The 15,635-nt window shown below is 46.0% G+C and carries 20 protein-coding genes; 19 read left to right on the forward strand and 1 reads right to left on the reverse strand.

Annotation, left to right across the window (positions count from 1 at the left end; translation table 11 throughout):
• The first annotated feature begins 3 nt into the window (after positions 1-3).
• The 8 genes from E7L17_RS10925 to E7L17_RS10960 all read left to right on the forward strand — a co-directional run bounded on the left by E7L17_RS10925 (position 4) and on the right by E7L17_RS10960 (position 6,953).
• Positions 4-1,734 carry a hypothetical protein gene (locus E7L17_RS10925; RefSeq protein ID WP_316323279.1) on the forward strand — a complete coding sequence of 577 codons (1,731 nt, stop codon included), beginning with the start codon at positions 4-6 and terminating at the stop codon, positions 1,732-1,734.
• On the forward strand, positions 1,734-2,132 hold the full coding sequence (locus E7L17_RS10930; RefSeq protein ID WP_316323280.1) for a hypothetical protein: 399 nt from the start codon (positions 1,734-1,736) through the stop codon (positions 2,130-2,132). The genes E7L17_RS10925 and E7L17_RS10930 overlap by 1 nt, the downstream gene beginning before the upstream one ends.
• Positions 2,133-2,135: 3 nt before the next feature.
• Complete coding sequence (locus E7L17_RS10935; RefSeq protein ID WP_316323281.1) at positions 2,136-2,741, forward strand: hypothetical protein; 606 nt, start codon at positions 2,136-2,138, stop codon at positions 2,739-2,741.
• A 1-nt stretch (position 2,742) separates the two neighbouring features.
• Positions 2,743-3,414, forward strand: a complete 672-nt coding sequence (locus tag E7L17_RS10940) for a hypothetical protein (RefSeq protein ID WP_316323282.1) — start codon at positions 2,743-2,745, stop codon at positions 3,412-3,414.
• 11 nt (positions 3,415-3,425) lie between these two features.
• The gene (locus tag E7L17_RS10945) at positions 3,426-3,812 is read left to right on the forward strand and encodes a hypothetical protein (protein ID WP_316323283.1); all 387 of its coding nucleotides are present in this window, start codon (positions 3,426-3,428) and stop codon (positions 3,810-3,812) included.
• The gene (locus tag E7L17_RS10950; RefSeq protein ID WP_316323284.1) at positions 3,805-4,686 is read left to right on the forward strand and encodes a glycoside hydrolase family 25 protein; all 882 of its coding nucleotides are present in this window, start codon (positions 3,805-3,807) and stop codon (positions 4,684-4,686) included. Before E7L17_RS10945 ends, E7L17_RS10950 begins: the two co-directional genes overlap by 8 nt.
• Before the next feature lie 13 nt (positions 4,687-4,699).
• Positions 4,700-5,143, forward strand: coding sequence for a phage holin family protein (locus tag E7L17_RS10955; RefSeq protein ID WP_316323285.1), 444 nt, complete (start codon positions 4,700-4,702; stop codon positions 5,141-5,143).
• A gap of 151 nt (positions 5,144-5,294) precedes the next feature.
• Positions 5,295-6,953: a kelch repeat-containing protein gene (locus E7L17_RS10960; RefSeq protein ID WP_316323286.1), complete on the forward strand. Its 1,659-nt coding sequence runs from the start codon at positions 5,295-5,297 to the stop codon at positions 6,951-6,953.
• 52 nt (positions 6,954-7,005) lie between these two features.
• Here the strand turns inward: E7L17_RS10960 and E7L17_RS10965 are convergent, their stop codons facing one another.
• A complete protein-coding gene (locus E7L17_RS10965; protein ID WP_316323287.1) occupies positions 7,006-7,533 on the reverse strand; it encodes a hypothetical protein in 528 nt (175 codons plus the stop codon).
• Between the two features lie 445 nt (positions 7,534-7,978).
• On the opposite strand from E7L17_RS10965, the gene E7L17_RS10970 reads away from it, so the two are divergent.
• The 11 genes from E7L17_RS10970 (at position 7,979) to E7L17_RS11020 (ending at position 15,632) form a co-directional block, all read left to right on the forward strand.
• Positions 7,979-9,379, forward strand: coding sequence for a ComEC/Rec2 family competence protein (locus E7L17_RS10970; protein ID WP_316323288.1), 1,401 nt, complete (start codon positions 7,979-7,981; stop codon positions 9,377-9,379).
• Positions 9,380-9,394: 15 nt separating this feature from the next.
• Positions 9,395-9,595: a DUF3006 domain-containing protein gene (locus tag E7L17_RS10975; RefSeq protein WP_316323289.1), complete on the forward strand. Its 201-nt coding sequence runs from the start codon at positions 9,395-9,397 to the stop codon at positions 9,593-9,595.
• Between the two features lie 887 nt (positions 9,596-10,482).
• Positions 10,483-10,863, forward strand: coding sequence for an LPD28 domain-containing protein (locus tag E7L17_RS10980; RefSeq protein WP_018214032.1), 381 nt, complete (start codon positions 10,483-10,485; stop codon positions 10,861-10,863).
• On the forward strand, positions 10,856-12,085 hold the full coding sequence (locus E7L17_RS10985) for an antirestriction protein ArdA (RefSeq protein WP_018214031.1): 1,230 nt from the start codon (positions 10,856-10,858) through the stop codon (positions 12,083-12,085). The genes E7L17_RS10980 and E7L17_RS10985 overlap by 8 nt, the downstream gene beginning before the upstream one ends.
• A 77-nt stretch (positions 12,086-12,162) precedes the next feature.
• The gene (locus E7L17_RS10990; RefSeq protein WP_018214030.1) at positions 12,163-12,453 is read left to right on the forward strand and encodes a hypothetical protein; all 291 of its coding nucleotides are present in this window, start codon (positions 12,163-12,165) and stop codon (positions 12,451-12,453) included.
• A 128-nt stretch (positions 12,454-12,581) separates the two neighbouring features.
• On the forward strand, positions 12,582-12,914 hold the full coding sequence (locus E7L17_RS10995) for a hypothetical protein (RefSeq protein ID WP_026184158.1): 333 nt from the start codon (positions 12,582-12,584) through the stop codon (positions 12,912-12,914).
• An 8-nt stretch (positions 12,915-12,922) separates the two neighbouring features.
• Positions 12,923-13,753: a DNA adenine methylase gene (locus E7L17_RS11000; protein ID WP_316323290.1), complete on the forward strand. Its 831-nt coding sequence runs from the start codon at positions 12,923-12,925 to the stop codon at positions 13,751-13,753.
• A 68-nt stretch (positions 13,754-13,821) separates the two neighbouring features.
• Positions 13,822-14,361 carry a hypothetical protein gene (locus E7L17_RS11005; protein ID WP_018214027.1) on the forward strand — a complete coding sequence of 180 codons (540 nt, stop codon included), beginning with the start codon at positions 13,822-13,824 and terminating at the stop codon, positions 14,359-14,361.
• Between the two features lie 41 nt (positions 14,362-14,402).
• A complete protein-coding gene (locus E7L17_RS11010; protein WP_018214026.1) occupies positions 14,403-14,960 on the forward strand; it encodes a YodL domain-containing protein in 558 nt (185 codons plus the stop codon).
• Positions 14,961-15,010: 50 nt separating this feature from the next.
• Entirely contained in the window at positions 15,011-15,241 is a 231-nt protein-coding gene (locus E7L17_RS11015) for a DUF6133 family protein (protein ID WP_018214025.1), read from the forward strand.
• A 34-nt stretch (positions 15,242-15,275) separates the two neighbouring features.
• Positions 15,276-15,632: a SpoVG family protein gene (locus E7L17_RS11020; protein ID WP_018214024.1), complete on the forward strand. Its 357-nt coding sequence runs from the start codon at positions 15,276-15,278 to the stop codon at positions 15,630-15,632.
• Positions 15,633-15,635 lie beyond the last annotated feature (3 nt).

The following is a 15,635-nucleotide window of genomic DNA, read 5'->3' on the forward strand; positions in this document are numbered from 1 at the left end:
TGCTTGGAGTACACAGAAATTACACTGGATTTAATTGACGTAACCGCAAAGGCTGACAGCACTCCTGTAGCGTCTGACATTCAGCCTTTCGCGGATACCGTCCAGCTCAAGCGTGACGATTTGACCGTACCGGATTATGCAACCTTGGAAGAAAACTTCTTTCTGTTGGACGGCAGCAAACCGTTGTTCCCTGACTCTCCTGCCGGTATGAATTTTGGATATTGGAGTCAGAGCATGTCCGGTGCAGGCGGCTATTTTGAGAATCCGCCAACCTTGAAAATTTCTTTCACCGAACAGCATACCAGTGCAGGCCTAACGCTTCACTTTCTGCCTGACTTCCCCGCCGTGCTTAATATCCAGTGGTTGGCCCTCGATGGTATCTTGATGATAAGTAAGGATTTTCAGCCGGACGCCTTGGACTACTTTTGCGAGTGTCCGGTCGAAAATTTTGGGAAGCTCATTATTACCTTTAAATGCACCGCGAAGCCTTACCGGTATATCAAGCTGCACGCCATCGATTATGGCACCTTCCTTACTTATTCAGATACCGATGTTGTCAGCGCAAAAATCACCGAGGAAGTCGACCTGATTTCCAATACACTGTCCATCAACATGGCAAATTTCACGCTGCACAGCCCCACAGATGATTTCAACCTCATGAATCCACAGGGAGTATTCAAGCTCTTTCAGCAGGGGCAAAAGGTGCACATTAGGCATTTTCTCGACACTGGACCTGTGCAAATGGGAACATATCGCTTGGCCACTTGGCAGAGCGCCGATGCGTCGACTGGACAGTTTACCGCAAATGCGAGCGTAGGTGAACTGGATAAGACCGATTTCAAACTCGGGAGAGTTTATGTAAACGAACCCGCTGGCAACATTATCGACGCAATTATGGATTCGGCTGGCTGGACAGATTACATCGTCGAGGACATAATCCGCAATACACCTCTCTCTGGCTGGCTACCGATTGCCAAACACCGAACTGCTTTGCAACAGGTAGCATTTGCGGCAGGTGCCATCGTTGACGACAGCCGTGGCAGCACAATACGCATTTACTCCCAGCCGTCCACCTATAACAACCTTATCCCTCGTTCCCGGAAGTTTTCCGGCGGTAACGTCAAGTTGCTGTCCTACATCTCGGACGTGTCGCTCACAGCGCATAATTATGTACTCAAATCCGATGCGGAGCAGATATTTCAAGGCACACTTGCAACCGGCCAACATGAAATCCAGTTTGATGCGGCATGTGCAGAGCTGGCCATTACCGGCGGGACCATCGTCGAGCAGCACGCCAATTATGTGGTCGTATCCGTAGATGCAGACGGAGAAATCACAATTACCGGCAAAAAGTATGAAGACCATCCTATAATCTGCCTGCGCGCTACTGAAAAACTCCCTGCCGGAGCCGCACGCAATACGATTAAATTTGAAGCCGCCACGCTCATTTCCGGTACGAATGCTCCGATGATTGCACAGCGGCTTTATGATTATTATCAGCTCCGCTACCAGACGACTGCGCCCATCATTTTAGAGCGTGAGCGTGCAGGAGAAAAGGTTGCACTCCAGCATACGGACGGCAACGGATACACGATGGACACCATTGAAATGATGGATATTGACCTGACTGGGGGCTTTGTGGCTAGTGCGACCTTCATCGGAAACGGTCTGGATATCGTAATGGCATATCATACGGGCGAACTTTATACCGGCCAGAATATGGGGGTGCTGTAATGTGGATTACGCCAGTTTACGGCCGCACCCAAGCAGATATTGACGGCAGAACAGTAAAAGGACACTACAACGCAGACGATTTAAACCGCATTGAACAGGATTGTAAATATCTGGCTGGTATTTTTGAGGTGGCGATTAGTACCCGGGCTTGGAATCGCACTGATTTTCCAGCACCATGTGAATTTGAGAGAATACTCTCAAACCTCAACACCCTAAAAACAGCTTATTTTGTGTATCAGACAACACCCTCTACCCCGCAGAATCCTGTGAATGAATATCACAAGGCAAACGATATTGAACGCATTCTGCATGACCTATACACCATTTATGAGGATAACAGGCGAGCTGTTATGTATTCCGGTGAGCCTTACGCCGGGCAAATGATTGGAGTGATTTGAAATATGGCATATCAAAAAAAGGTCTGGAAAAACAGACTGTCCGAATTTCCGAATCGGCGCCGTTTGGAACCGACTGGTATTGAAAACACCTATGACGTGGTACGAGCGGAGGGCAACGTGACCGTAACAGGTGACCCCTTTGCTGAAGAAAGCATGAACGACCTGGAAGAGCGTATTGCAAATGGCATCGCTGAGAGTTCTGTTTCTACCGCCCTACACACCCGCACCGGCACGGTAAACAACCTTAATATTCCAGACGGTGCAAAAAACCTCTCGTTTTTAGCTACTGCGACGGTTGCCAATGGCGACACTTGGACGGTCAACGGACAACCAGTGACGGCGGTGCTGCAAAATGGAGAGCCACTTCCCGGTGAGTTGTTTAAGGCGGGCTGCTGGGTGAGCGGAGTTAGGTTGAATGATGAAGAGACACAGCTTACCTTTACAGGCAAAGGTACAATGCGCGCATTAACGATTGGCGTGGGTAACGGCGGGGCGAGTACAACATATACCGGTTCGGCTTCAGTATCAATAACAATCCCAAAGCTCGTAGTAAGTTCCTCTGCGCCAAGCGGAGTTTTGCCTACTGGGACAATTCACGGGGTATATTGATATGCCTGAATTGTGGATACCTAGCGGGGGTGCGAACCGCAAAATCAAAGAACTATATATTCCGAACAGTGGAATAAATCGAAAGATTAAAGAAGCTTATACTGTTTCTGGAGGTGCAAACAGGAAGATTTTCTCTGGTGGAATAGAGTACAGCATGTCAGTTTCTCATAGTACCAGCTCTGATTGGGCAGGCTCTACCTTTTCGCTGGCAGATAACGCATCGGGCAGAATGCACGCTAATGTAATCTATCCGTATTCTACCAACGCTGTTTTTAATCTGTTCATTGACTTCAAAGAACCCATTTTAAAATCAAATTTAACTGGTAATGCTTTGCTCTGGCTAGACTTTGTATACGATAAATTAAAAGTAACCAATAGAGGTGCTGCGGCTTATTTGGTGTTTAACGGTAACACAAATGCAATGGCAGGGAACAAAACCCTGTTTTTAGGCACTGATGCTGACAGCGGCAGCGGAAGAATATCTTTTAATTTTGCAGACATGAATACCACTGCTGCTGCTCTAACCTATATCTCACAGATCAGGCTGGTGCTTTATGCCGAAATAGTAACTTCTAATAAAACTGACGGATATATTGATGTTTCATTCGGTGCAGGCGATATCTATTTGTTTAATAAATGGATATACCTCAAGAATGATTATATACAAGTATAAGGAGGATAATTATGTCACAACAAATGGTGTTAGCAAATGGTGAGGTGTTGCAATTAGCCGTAGCCAATGGAGAAAGAAAATGGTACGAAGAAGCCTTTCGGGATGTAATTGAATTTCAAATGGTAGAAGGTAGTATTACATTGGAGGAATTGGATTTAATTACATCAAATATTAATAATTTAATCTCCTTTTCCTTGTCTGCTGCTGATGAGTGGTTTTTATATGAGCGATATGTATTACGTATTGCCGTTGATACAAAAGTTGTAAGCATAACAGACATGGAAACAGGGGGAATTATCGGGCAAGAGACTAGACACTATGTTGTGCTGGCTCAAGCAACGGAGCAGGAACTTGAGAATCTCATGAATCCACAAGCCAAGGAGGATTATATTGCTTAAAGGTATAGACGTTAGCAACGCCAACGGGCGCGCTGATTGGGACAAGCTCAAGAGTAAGATTAATTTTGCCATCCTACGCTGCGGGTATGGCAGTGATATGGTTAGTCAAGACGACAAGCAATGGGCGCGGAATGTAGCCGAGTGCATTCGGCTGGGCATCCCGTGGGGGGTGTACCTGTACAGCTATGCTATGTCAACTGCGGATGCAGAGAGCGAGGCGGCACATGCCTTACGATTACTTAAGGGTTTAAAGCCCACATATCCCGTGTACATTGATATGGAAGATGCCGACGCCTACAAAGCAAAACGCGGCGGAATTAGCAAGCAGGCTGCAACAGATATCTGCCGTATCTTCTGCGAGCGTATCTCCGCTGCGGGTTTTATTGCCGGAGTGTACGCAAATAAGGATTGGGCGGTCAACCGACTCGATATGCAGCAGCTCTCCAAGTGGACATTCTGGCTAGCACAGTATAATAGCAAAGTGACATACGCAGGCAATTATGATATGTGGCAGTATTCGAGCGACGGGAATCTTCCGGGACTTAGTACGCGGGTTGACCTCAATTACTGTTTAAAAGATTTTACCTCGCATAATACCCAACTGCCTGCAGTTACTGGCCTAACACTCGACACTAGCAACAAAGACATGGCAGCTGGGGACAAATACACAGTACTTGCAAAGTGCAAGGACAAGCCTAACGTGGACACAACCGGGCGAGATGTAATAGCGGTATCTGAGCCGTACAAAGACTCTAAAGGTCGCGGCTGGCTGATTGATGTACAGAGCTTGCCTCCAGAGCCGATTGCAAGGCACGCACATATCAAAGTAACTGCCGACGGTGTAACGCAGCAGTGCAATTTTAATGTATTGTGAGGAGGATAACATAATGCTTCTATCAGCAAAATCTATGTACTTTTCGGCGCTGACCGCAATTTCCGCGGCCGGCGCCGCTATTTTATCTGCTTTGGGCGGCTGGGACGATAGCCTGCAATTTTTAATCGGTATCATGGCCGTAGATTACCTTCTGGGTGTCCTGATTGCCTTGGTTTGGCATAAGAGTCAAAAGACCGCAGACGGCACCTTTGAAAGCAATGCCAGTCTTAAGGGACTGCTTCGCAAATTCAGTGTGCTGCTGATTGTGTACGTTGCAGTGCAGCTCGACACCGTAGCCAATACCGGCGGGTATCTGCGCACAGCCGTGATTCTGTTCTTTATCGCAAATGAGGGATTCAGCATCATAGAAAACTTTGGCATCATGGGTGTTCCAATGCCAGAGCAGGTGAAAGATGCTTTTGCTGCGATTAAGAGCAAAGCTGAAAAAACCGAATAAAGATGACTATCCCCCGCCAGAAGAAATCTTCTAGCGGGGGATTCTTATTTTATGCTAAATTATCAACAATACAGACCGATATAAATATGGAACAATTGTTTATATTTAACTAAAAGCATTAATGCTCTATGAAAAGAATGGAGAAATAGAAATGAAATTAAATATGAAAAGAGGCTTAGTGTTTTTATTGATATTAACACTAATGTCATCCGTTATACCCTTTGCATTTGCGGAGCAGAGTGGAGAAAAATGGGAATTAAAAGCCTCGATGAGTACACCCAGATACTCATTTTGTACGGAAGTTATAAATGGATATATTTATGCTATTGGTGGGGCAAGTAATACTGTAGGAGCTCTTAATTCAATTGAAAAATATGACCCTCAATCAGATAAGTGGACAATAGTGGCTTCTATGAAAAATTCTAGAATGGACTTTTGCACAGAAGTAATCAATGGTAAAATATATGTTATTGGAGGAAGCAATAATGAAGGCAGGTTAGCGTCTGTAGAAATGTATGATCCTGCTACCAATACTTGGGCTGCAAAAGCCCCTTTAAATACTGCTAGAAATAATTTTCAAACTGTTGTAATGAACGGAAAGATATATGCTATTGGCGGAACTAATGGTGATAAGTTATCGTCAGTAGAATTATACGATCCGGTTTCAGATACTTGGGTACAGAAAGCATCTATGTTATCTGCCCGATCTAATTTTCAGTCGGAGATTATTGACAATAAAATATATGTTCTGGGTGGGGGTGCTAATTCTTCACTCTCGGAATCTTATGACATACAAAACAATGTGTGGACTGCAATAGCACCTATGGCTGATAGTAGGTCGGGCTTCCGTTCGGAAATTATTGATGGTGATATTTACTGCTTTGGTGGTGGGGAAAAGTCCGTTTTTAAATATTTGATAGGAAATAATAAATGGGAAAGTATTTCAGAAATGTCCACCTCAAGATATCATTTAGGAACAGCAAATATTAACGATAAAGTTTTAGCAATTGGTGGTGGTCTCGGTAATGGATATTTGTCTTCAGTTGAAGAATATGACTCTATTTTACAAACTTGGACTCCAAAAGCACCAATTAACGTTGCAAGATATTATTTTCAAACTGAAATAATTTCCAATACAGTATACATAATTGGTGGTCGTAATTCGTCAGGCAATCTATCTTCAGTTGAAGCATATAATGTGTCTCGAAATTCACCCACTCTCACCGTTACCGCCTCCTCAAACAAAGTAAAAGTAGGCAATCGGTTTACAACGACTGTTGCTATTCACAACGTCAGCAACATCTACGCAGAGGATATTAAAATCGACTATGATGCGGAACGATTTGAATATTTGGGAGCCTCTGCGAAAGAGGTCCTAAAAATCTATAAAGAAGATACTTCGACGCCTGGCTCCGTGAGATTCATTGTCGCTCACTTAGGAAAAGATAGCGGTGCAACCGGAGACAAAGATTTGATTGAGCTCACGTTTAGAGCAAAGTCTGTGGGAATCGGAAAAGTAGATATTACGAAGGGACGAATCGCCGATAACGACGTTCTGGAAATGGATGTTGCAGAGGAAAATTGCGGTGAAGATACTATTGAAGTTGAGGCCAATAAAGATGTCAACCGCACTGGAGAATACACCCTTTTAGACTTAGGTATTGACGCTTATTACTACGGATTGCAAGCAGACCAAACCGATACTACACGGTTCGATACAGATGTTATTCCTGACGGTGTAATAGATGATAAGGACTTAACTGCAATTACACAGTCTATTTTGGATAACAGTAATTATCCGTTTAATTAAGTAAATTAAGGTAAAAAAGACCGCTCTGTAAAAATACAGAACGGTCTTTTTGTTATGGTAATATTTTTCTGATACTTACTCTATGTTTATTTTTACCATTTTTATATTGTGCTACTTTTATTTTAGTAGGATCAGTAGAACTTATGCACTCAGGCTGAGTAAGAATGTTATAAACCATTTGATAAAAACTTTTAGCTTTCAGCATTTTTCTTCCCGCTTTAAAAGCACATATAAACAATATCAAAATTATAAGAAATAATAATAATTCGAAAAGGATATAAATAAGTGCATATCTTTGATTGAACCCATTTATAAGGGTACCTAAGGAAATGTATATAGGCAAAATCATAAACATGATTGACCATAAGGACTTTTCATATGATACTACATTCTCATTATATTCGATTTTTTCCTGTATTGCTATAAGTATATCGTTTAATATAGGACTATCTTTATAAGGTTTTATTACACTAAATACTTCATCATATGGACATATATTATTCTTATAATTCAGATAAGCAGACTCGAAGCATTTATTAATTTTTGATAAAATTTGTTCTATATTTGAAGAATCTTTCAATAAAACAACTTCCCAACTTCTAATAATTTCTTATATAATTATTTATCGTACAAACTAGTGCAAATTTTAACTTTTTAACAAATAAAAATAAGATTCTATTATCCGCTTACATGGTTTAATAACAAGAAATGTAAAACCTTTTCACGAATATATATTACGAAATAAGTTGTATGGTAATATAAAAGAAAAGGAGTAATTGTCATGGACAATCTAAATCTGTTACTCGAGCAAATAAATTATAACCTCAATACTATTATTAAGAATCAGATTCTAATGTACCAAAAACTTGAGTTGTTACACGAAGAAGTTAAAAAAGAAAAAAATGAGTAAAGTGTTCCCGCATCTTTAATATGATGCGGGAATATTCTTATAAATTGAATAAAATTAGCAAAACATATTGAATGATTGGTTAATATTGGTTATTCTGTAATAAGGAGGGAAGAATATGAAAAGAAAAGGATTCAATGTTCTATTATGGATTTTATCAGTGTTTTTCTTTTTAAGTACTTTTATTATGTTTTCAACGTCATGGGCAGCAGTATTTTTTATTGTGCCAGCAGTACTTCTCAATCCAGCAATAAGCAATAACTTGCACGAAAGATTCAAATTTAGCAGTAATAAATGGGTTCAAATATCTGCTGCAGTAATACCATTACTCATTTATAGCGCCGTCACACCTGCGGTACCAGATGCAACGGGCGCTAGTACTCTAGCGACTTCATCTGTATCAAGCTCTATATCAGTAGTTAGTTCACAGGCAGACAAGAAATTAGTGTCCACAAGCGGCGTGCCAGCAACACCGGTGGAGCAGCCCACCCCAGCACCAAAGGAAGGTGCAAAGCTCAACGTACACTATATCGATGTTGGACAAGGTGATTCTGAGTTTTTGGAGCTCCCAAATGGCCAGACGATGCTAATCGATGCCGGTAATCCGGATAACGGCAAGCAAATAGTAGACTACATAAAAGGCCTTGGGTACAGCAAGATTGATTATTTAATCGCGACGCATCCGCACGCAGACCATATTGGCGGCATGGCAACAGTCGTAAATGGCGTTGATATCGGAAAAGTTTATATGCCCAAAGCATCTTCCAATACCAGGACTTTTGAAGATTTACTTAAATCAATCCAGAAAAAAGGTCTAAAGATCAATACAGCAAAGTACGGAGTAAATATTTTAAAGGCTGGAAATCTCAATATTGATATAATTGCCCCTGTAAACGTTACCGGCGATGATCTTAACCAGTATTCAGCGGTTACTATGCTGACTTATGGTGATAGTAAGTTTTTATTTACCGGTGATGCGGGGGTAGAATCTGAAAAGCAAATAACTGCTGATGTAAAGTCTGATGTGCTAAAGGTAGGCCACCATGGCAGTAAAACATCAACATCACAAGAATTTCTCAACAGGGTTAATCCTAAATATGCGGTTATCGAAGTTGGAAAAGATAATTCATATGGCCACCCTACCGCTGCTGCATTAGCAAAACTTGAAAAAATCGGTGCAACAATATACCGCACTGATAAAGACGGCACTATAATATTTACATCTGACTCAAAAACAATCACTGTAAACAAAAAGTCGTCTAGCATTAAAGAGCAGGCTCCCCCGTCTTCAGCTCCTGTCGCGGCAGCCGTTGCGCCGCAAAAAACAGCCCCTGTGGAAAAAGCTCCCGAAGTAACCGCGCCGGCAACGGAAAACAAAAGCTATACAGTATATATAACAAAAACCGGAGGAAAGTATCATACAGGAGGTTGCAGATACCTGAAAAAAAGTAAAATAGCTATATCTTTAAGCGATGCGCAGTCTCAAGGATATAGTCCTTGTTCCGTATGCAATCCGTAGAAGTAAGGAGATTATATGAAGTATACAATTGATCGTTTTGAGGAAAATTTTGCTGTAGTTGAGCTGGAGAATAGAAGTTTTGTTAATATTCCAATTTCTGCTTTACCTTCCGAGGCAAAAGAGGGCGACATAATATCGGTATTGATAGATACCGAAGAAACTACTGAAAGACGAAAGAAAATTCAGAGTATGATGCAGGATTTATGGGCTGATTAATTTAAGTAAAGAAGCACCCTCATCTCCCGGCCAGGAATGAGGGTGCTGTGGCATAAGTGTGGCGTGTATACGAGACTCCGCTATACACCTACGTTTTAATTGAGTTCAAGTCTCGCCACTCGGACCAAAAACAAAAGGTAAAAAAGATTTATTGCTTACAAAGCCAGTAAATCCAAGCCTTTCAAGAGCTTCCACGATGAAAAGTGGAAGCTCTTTTTTCGTAGATTTATTGGGGTAAAAGCTTCACTCTGACAGGACTCAAACCTACAAGTAAAAACATTCATGAGCAGCGCCCTTTTTAGTACAGAGCGAAATGAAAAAGGGCGCCACTCAAAATACAATCAGATGAACAAGCTGAAATCAAAAAGGGCTCCGATTTTTAAGGCTGAATGAAAGCCGATAAAGTTAGCGCCCTTTTTTTATATATACACCAAAATCACATTAAATTTGAAAGCATTAGAAGGCCGGAGAATCGGAGTGCAGGAATGCACTTTTATTCTCCGGCTTTTTTGTTTTCTGGAAAGGAAAGGTCATGCTGGTACACTATAAAAGAAATAAACAAACCGCCTGCTACGATTCAAACAATCTCTCCACTGTAGGTAGAATACCCCCGGCTGAACGGCCATGCGGTCCATTTCAAAGCTGTGGCGGCTGCCCATACCCGTCCCACGGCTTCATCTGCTACAGCGCTGAGGGAGATTGCCTTAGAACGGATATGCAAAAAACTGCAAAACGCAAGGAAGGTGCAAGATGAAACATGGAAACTGATTTAACAAAGAGGTATCCGATCAAATCAAGGTACTGCTGCTGTATAACGCCATGAAAAAGTGGTGCGACGGAGCTGTTTTTGTGTAATCACAAACCAATATTTACAGGGAGGTATTCAAATGAGCGTTAACGCCAGAAAAGAAGAATATGAACACATAGAATTGTTTGGAAAGCCAGCACTTTTCACCAATTCCCGCATCGACCGAACCACGGTGCCGGTGGGCTTTTACTGCTACGATTTGCGCGGCTCCGACTATGATCCAGGCAGGCCGGTGAGCATAGAAAATAAGGTTACCGTTAACCACGCCGGAGCCGTTTTGACACCGGAGCCGGTCACTATCTCCAAGGAGGGTTTCCGCAGGCTGCGGGACAACATCAATTTCCTCGGTGAGTCCCTGACTCTCGCAGACTTCTGTGATGAGCACAAAATCACTCTCGCATCCGAATTATCCAATCCAGATGAGTCAGGCGTGAAGATGGGAGGAATGACACTTGGATAAAGGAAAAATCTTTGAAGTAGAACTCAGCCGGTGGAACCCTTCCGGTGCAAATCCGTCGGCACAAATCGCACTCCCCGCCACACCCTATGAGCTGGCGGATGCGTTGGAAAAAGCAAGAATTACCGGAGATACCGTCTATTCCGCGGAGGTTTTAAGCTGCAAGCTGGACTATCTGCCGCAATTTATCGCCCCCGATATCAATCTGTATGAGCTGAATCACCTCGCCCAGCGGCTGTCTTCCCTAAGTGCATGGGAACTGGACTGCTTCGAGGGCATGGTGATGATGGATGCCGTTCAGACTCAATACGCTCCCATATCAGTGGAGCGGCTCATCAATATGACACACAGCACCGAGCATTGCCAGATTGCCTATGAAGCTCATGACGATCCGTCTCTCGGCAAATTTTATGCGGATAATGATTTTGTACCGGCACTGGAAAGGGTATCGGATGAAGTCTACGAATATCTGGACTTCGCCAAAATCGGCAGAGAGATGCGCGAGGGTGAGGGCGGCGTGTTCACGCCCCATGGCTATGTAGTGCAGAACGGCGAGATTGCCTCCGAATACCACAGCGTCGATACCAGAACCCTTGACAAGCCGGATTATGCCGTGCTTCTCCAAGTAACCAAGGGGCATTTTAATGATCCCGCCTATGACAACGAAACGGTTGTCTTCCTCAAGCTCCCTGCCGGGGATGCGGCGCTTTTGCAGGCGGTTGATGCTGTCGGAGCCGCCTCCCCGGAGGAATGTGCATTTTCGGCGGAGGACTGCATGGCGCCAAGCCTCACTGAAAAAATCAGCGACGTTCTGTATGCATCTGAGGGCGACTGCTATGGGCTGGTGAATGAGCTGGCAGAGCAGCTCCGGCAGCTTGAAACGGACAACCATCTGCTGACCTACAAGGCAATGCTGGCGGAAGCTCCCGGTGATATATCTTTGGAAGAAGCCCTTGACCTTGCGTTTATGACAGAGGAATTTGAGCTTTTGACTGATACTGCCTCTCCCGCTGAGTACGCAAAAGTGGAAATCCAGCGAATGCTTTCTTTGGCAGGTGATAACGGACTGAGCCTGTTCTGTAATCTGGATAACTACGGGCGGTATCTTTTGGAGCAGCGTGCCACTGCCGAAACCGAATACGGGCTGCTGGAGCCGCAGAACGGCATGACGGTGGACCAATGCCTCAACCGCCCCGGACAGAGTCTTGGCATGGAAATGAAATAGCAAATCTTTGTTGGGTTTTGGTATAGCTATTCTCATGAAGCTGTGGCATTGTGTTGTGCTGAAGGGAGGCGAAGAAGATGGATGAGAAGCTCATGGACTTGCTGGATATGGCTCTGGCGGAGCGGTTTCAGCTTGTATATTCCGCCCTGCGTGAATCAGACCCTCAGGCGGAGAAACTGGCACAGGAACTAATTTCGCTCAGTGACAGCATCCAGAACAGCTTTGAAATCAGTCAAGGTATAAAAGACAGAATTGAGTATTATCTGAGTCAAAATTCGGATTTAGAGGTAACGTTTCAAAAGCATCTGTACATTCAGGGCGCCAAGGACTGCGTGGCAGTGTTAAGAGAGCTTGGCGTAATCAAGTAGCGCAGGCAGAGACGCCTGCGCTTTTTTAGACCCCACATTAAAACAGGGCCGTTTCCCCAACAGGAGGCGGCCCTGTTTTTTTGCGCCCTTTTTTGCCTTTCTGGGGAAACGGCCGGAAAGGAGGACCCATGCAGAAAGAACAGCTTGCAGAGCATCTGCGCCGGTATCACCGCGGTGCGGAAAACGCGGTCATCAGCCGTGAGCTGGAATGTACCTTCCACGTTTCCGGCAAGGAGCTGCGGGATCAGGTCAATGCCCTGCGCCGGGAGGGTGTTCCCATTGCCAGCGACCAGAACGGGTACTTTTACGCGAAAACCGAAGCCGAGGTACGCCTGACCATCCGGCATATGAGAAACCGCATCAGCGGAATCAGTGCTGCCATCACCGGCCTTCGGCGTTCCCTTGCAGCCTTTGACGATACGCAGATACGTCTGCCGCTGGAAGGAGGTGATGACTCCTGAACAGCTTCATGTCCTGGATCGGCGGCAAGAAATCCTTGCGTGAGCTGATTGTCACCCTGTTTCCCCTCTATTATGAGCGGTACATTGAGGTGTTCGGCGGAGGCGGCTGGGTGCTTTTCCACAAGCTGCCCGGCAACGATTTTGAGGTCTACAATGACTTCAACGGTCTGCTGGTGAACCTCTACCGCTGTGTGCGGGAGAAGCCGCAGGAGCTAATGGCGGCGCTTGCCTACTGCCTCAACTCCCGCGCGGATTTCGAGCTTGTGAAAAACGCCCTCGCCCGTGACAGCCCCGCATCCGATGTGCAAAGGGCGGCATGGTTTTACCAGCTCATCCGTTACAGCTATGCCTCGGGGCTGACCAGCTACGGTAGCCAGCCCCATGATATCCGCAGCAATTTCCCTCTCATCGAGCAAGCCCACCGGCGGCTTGCCAAGGTGGTCATCGAAAACAAGGACTTTGAGAAGCTCATCGGGCAGTATGACCGCCCTGTCAGCTTTTTCTACTGCGACCCGCCGTATTTTGAAACCGAAAGCTATTACAAAAACGTGGGCGAGGACGGCTTCACGGAAAAAGACCATATCCGCCTGCGGGATGCCCTGCTGCAGATCGGCGGCAAATTTCTGCTGTCCTACAACGACTGTGAATTTATCCGCAGCCTCTATGACGCACCGGGCATCCAGACGGAAGCCTTTACCCGCATTAACAACATCAAGCAGCGTTATGACAATGGGGCGCAGTTTCCTGAAATCCTCATTGCCAACTACGATCTGCATGAGCGTGAGAAAAACGCCCCATCACAGCTGAATCTGTTTGGGGAAGGAGGCTTCATGGAGTAGAAAAAGCGCCCTTGGCACAGCCTTGCGTGAAAAACAAAATTAATACTTGATTGGAGGAACCCTTTTTTATGAAAAAGAATCAAATGCCCCAAATCGGCCTACCGGCCGATGCCTGTGAACGGTCCGGCTTCACCGACAAGGATACGCTGGAGCTTCATGCCGGACAGAACGCCCTTGTATTTATGAAGGACAAAATGACGGCGCTGGAGGTGGCGAACGCCATCCAGAGTCTCAGCGCCCTTGCCGCCGATCTGACCGTCGTTCTCGCCTCCGCCTGCGGACTGTGCGACAACTGCGGCGAGGGCTGCGCAGATGACTGCCCTGCCGGATGCGTTTCCGCTTGCTCTCTCTGCCATGATCTGCTGGATGAAAGCCAGACTGTCCGCATCCCCGGCTATCTGCTGGAGGAAGCGGGTATCCCCGCCGACGCCAAGCTGGAAGCCTATACGGACGAGGACAGCGGCGAAATCACGGTGGTGGAGGCCGATATCCAGCAGGATATTACCGATGTGCCGCCCGGTATTCTCGCCGTGCTGGCCCAAAGCGGCGTGTGCCTTGCGGAGCTGGATGAGCTGATTATGCTGGACAGCATCATCTACGGCAACTAACCTGTCTTGGATTCCCAACACACAATCCGGGAGGTGAGCATATGCCGGGAATCACCCTGAAGAACGGCCTCATTTCCTACTACGGAAACCCGGCCGGATATACAGAAAAAGAAAAAGCGGTGGTGGACAGCATCTTTCAAAATGACGAGCTGACCGCATGGCTCAAAAGCCGCAGCCTGACCCCGCAGTGGACGGACGGCGTGATGGAACGGCTTGCCGCGGGGGAACGAATGGGCGGCATGAATGAGTCCGCCGCACCGCTGAAAAATGTGCGCGTCTGGCAGCTGAAGCCGGAAACGGATGTGTATAGGAAGTTTATCTCTTATGAGGAAACGGTGCGGCAGTTTGGAGAGCCGTCCCGGGAGCATTACCGGGTCGCCTATGACGGGCAGCTTGACACCAACGATCTCGAAGCCATCTACACAAGGTGCAACGTGAATCACCCGCCTGGCTATGACGGACACTCCCTGTCCATGTCCGATGTGGTGGAGCTGTATGACGCAGAGGGCAGCGAATTCCACTACTGTGACCGCTTCGGATTTCAACAAATCAGCTTCGGGGAACCGGAGCAAACCCAAACCATGGGCATGAGCATGTAGACAGCCAGAAGCTGTTTTTTTCATGCCCTCATTTTATGAAGGAGGCCAAAATGAAAAGTCTATTTTGCAAGCTGAAGAACAAGCTCGGTGCGGCTGCTGTGAAAAGCCGCTCCATTCTCGCAGGGAATGCCGGGGACGGCTACATTGACACCGCGATCAAAATCCTGATTGCAGTGGTTTTGGGCGCTTTGCTCCTCGCGGGGCTGTATGCCCTGTTCGGGGAAACGGTGCTCCCCACCCTGACCGAGCGCATCAAGGAGATGTTCAACTACGCCGGTTAACTGTGCCGGAAATCTTGTGAAGGAGGAAAAAACCATGCCTAAGAACACGACACCGGCCGCACCCAAGTACGATGTGAAAATCCACTCCATCCGTCCGGAGGGCAGCTGCAAGGCCACCGCCTCGGTCAATGTCTACGGCGATTTTGCCGTGCGGGGCATCAAAATTATGGAGGGCTCTAAAGGGCTGTTTATCTCCATGCCAAGCTATAAGGCCGGAAACGGCGAGTACAAGGATATCTGCTTTCCCTGCACCAAGGAGGCCAAGGCAGAGTTTGACAAGGCGGTCCTCGGCGCTTATCAGCAGACGCTGACCCAGGGGCAGACCGCCGCGCAGAAACAGGAATCCTCCGCCCAGCAGGAGCAAGGTCAGCCCGTCATGGGCGGAATGTAGGAG

This window comes from Clostridium sp. (genome assembly GCF_032576335.1).
Lineage (GTDB): Bacteria > Bacillota > Clostridia > Oscillospirales > Acutalibacteraceae > Faecalispora.

Bases quoted from the DNA above. Each gene is read 5' to 3' on its own strand.
- E7L17_RS10945 (WP_316323283.1), top strand. From the start codon at position 3,426: ATGTCACAACAAATGGTGTTAGCAAATGGTGAGGTGTTGCAATTAGCC.
- E7L17_RS10940 (WP_316323282.1), top strand. From the start codon at position 2,743: ATGCCTGAATTGTGGATACCTAGCGGGGGTGCGAACCGCAAAATCAAA.
- E7L17_RS10970 (WP_316323288.1), top strand. From the start codon at position 7,979: ATGAAAAGAAAAGGATTCAATGTTCTATTATGGATTTTATCAGTGTTT.
- E7L17_RS11005 (WP_018214027.1), top strand. From the start codon at position 13,822: ATGAAAAAGAATCAAATGCCCCAAATCGGCCTACCGGCCGATGCCTGT.
- E7L17_RS10990 (WP_018214030.1), top strand. From the start codon at position 12,163: ATGGATGAGAAGCTCATGGACTTGCTGGATATGGCTCTGGCGGAGCGG.
- E7L17_RS10960 (WP_316323286.1), top strand. From the start codon at position 5,295: ATGAAATTAAATATGAAAAGAGGCTTAGTGTTTTTATTGATATTAACA.
- E7L17_RS10955 (WP_316323285.1), top strand. From the start codon at position 4,700: ATGCTTCTATCAGCAAAATCTATGTACTTTTCGGCGCTGACCGCAATT.
- E7L17_RS11015 (WP_018214025.1), top strand. From the start codon at position 15,011: ATGAAAAGTCTATTTTGCAAGCTGAAGAACAAGCTCGGTGCGGCTGCT.
- E7L17_RS10975 (WP_316323289.1), top strand. From the start codon at position 9,395: ATGAAGTATACAATTGATCGTTTTGAGGAAAATTTTGCTGTAGTTGAG.
- E7L17_RS10995 (WP_026184158.1), top strand. From the start codon at position 12,582: ATGCAGAAAGAACAGCTTGCAGAGCATCTGCGCCGGTATCACCGCGGT.
- E7L17_RS10930 (WP_316323280.1), top strand. From the start codon at position 1,734: ATGTGGATTACGCCAGTTTACGGCCGCACCCAAGCAGATATTGACGGC.
- E7L17_RS11010 (WP_018214026.1), top strand. From the start codon at position 14,403: ATGCCGGGAATCACCCTGAAGAACGGCCTCATTTCCTACTACGGAAAC.
- E7L17_RS11020 (WP_018214024.1), top strand. From the start codon at position 15,276: ATGCCTAAGAACACGACACCGGCCGCACCCAAGTACGATGTGAAAATC.
- E7L17_RS10935 (WP_316323281.1), top strand. From the start codon at position 2,136: ATGGCATATCAAAAAAAGGTCTGGAAAAACAGACTGTCCGAATTTCCG.
- E7L17_RS11000 (WP_316323290.1), top strand. From the start codon at position 12,923: ATGTCCTGGATCGGCGGCAAGAAATCCTTGCGTGAGCTGATTGTCACC.
- E7L17_RS10980 (WP_018214032.1), top strand. From the start codon at position 10,483: ATGAGCGTTAACGCCAGAAAAGAAGAATATGAACACATAGAATTGTTT.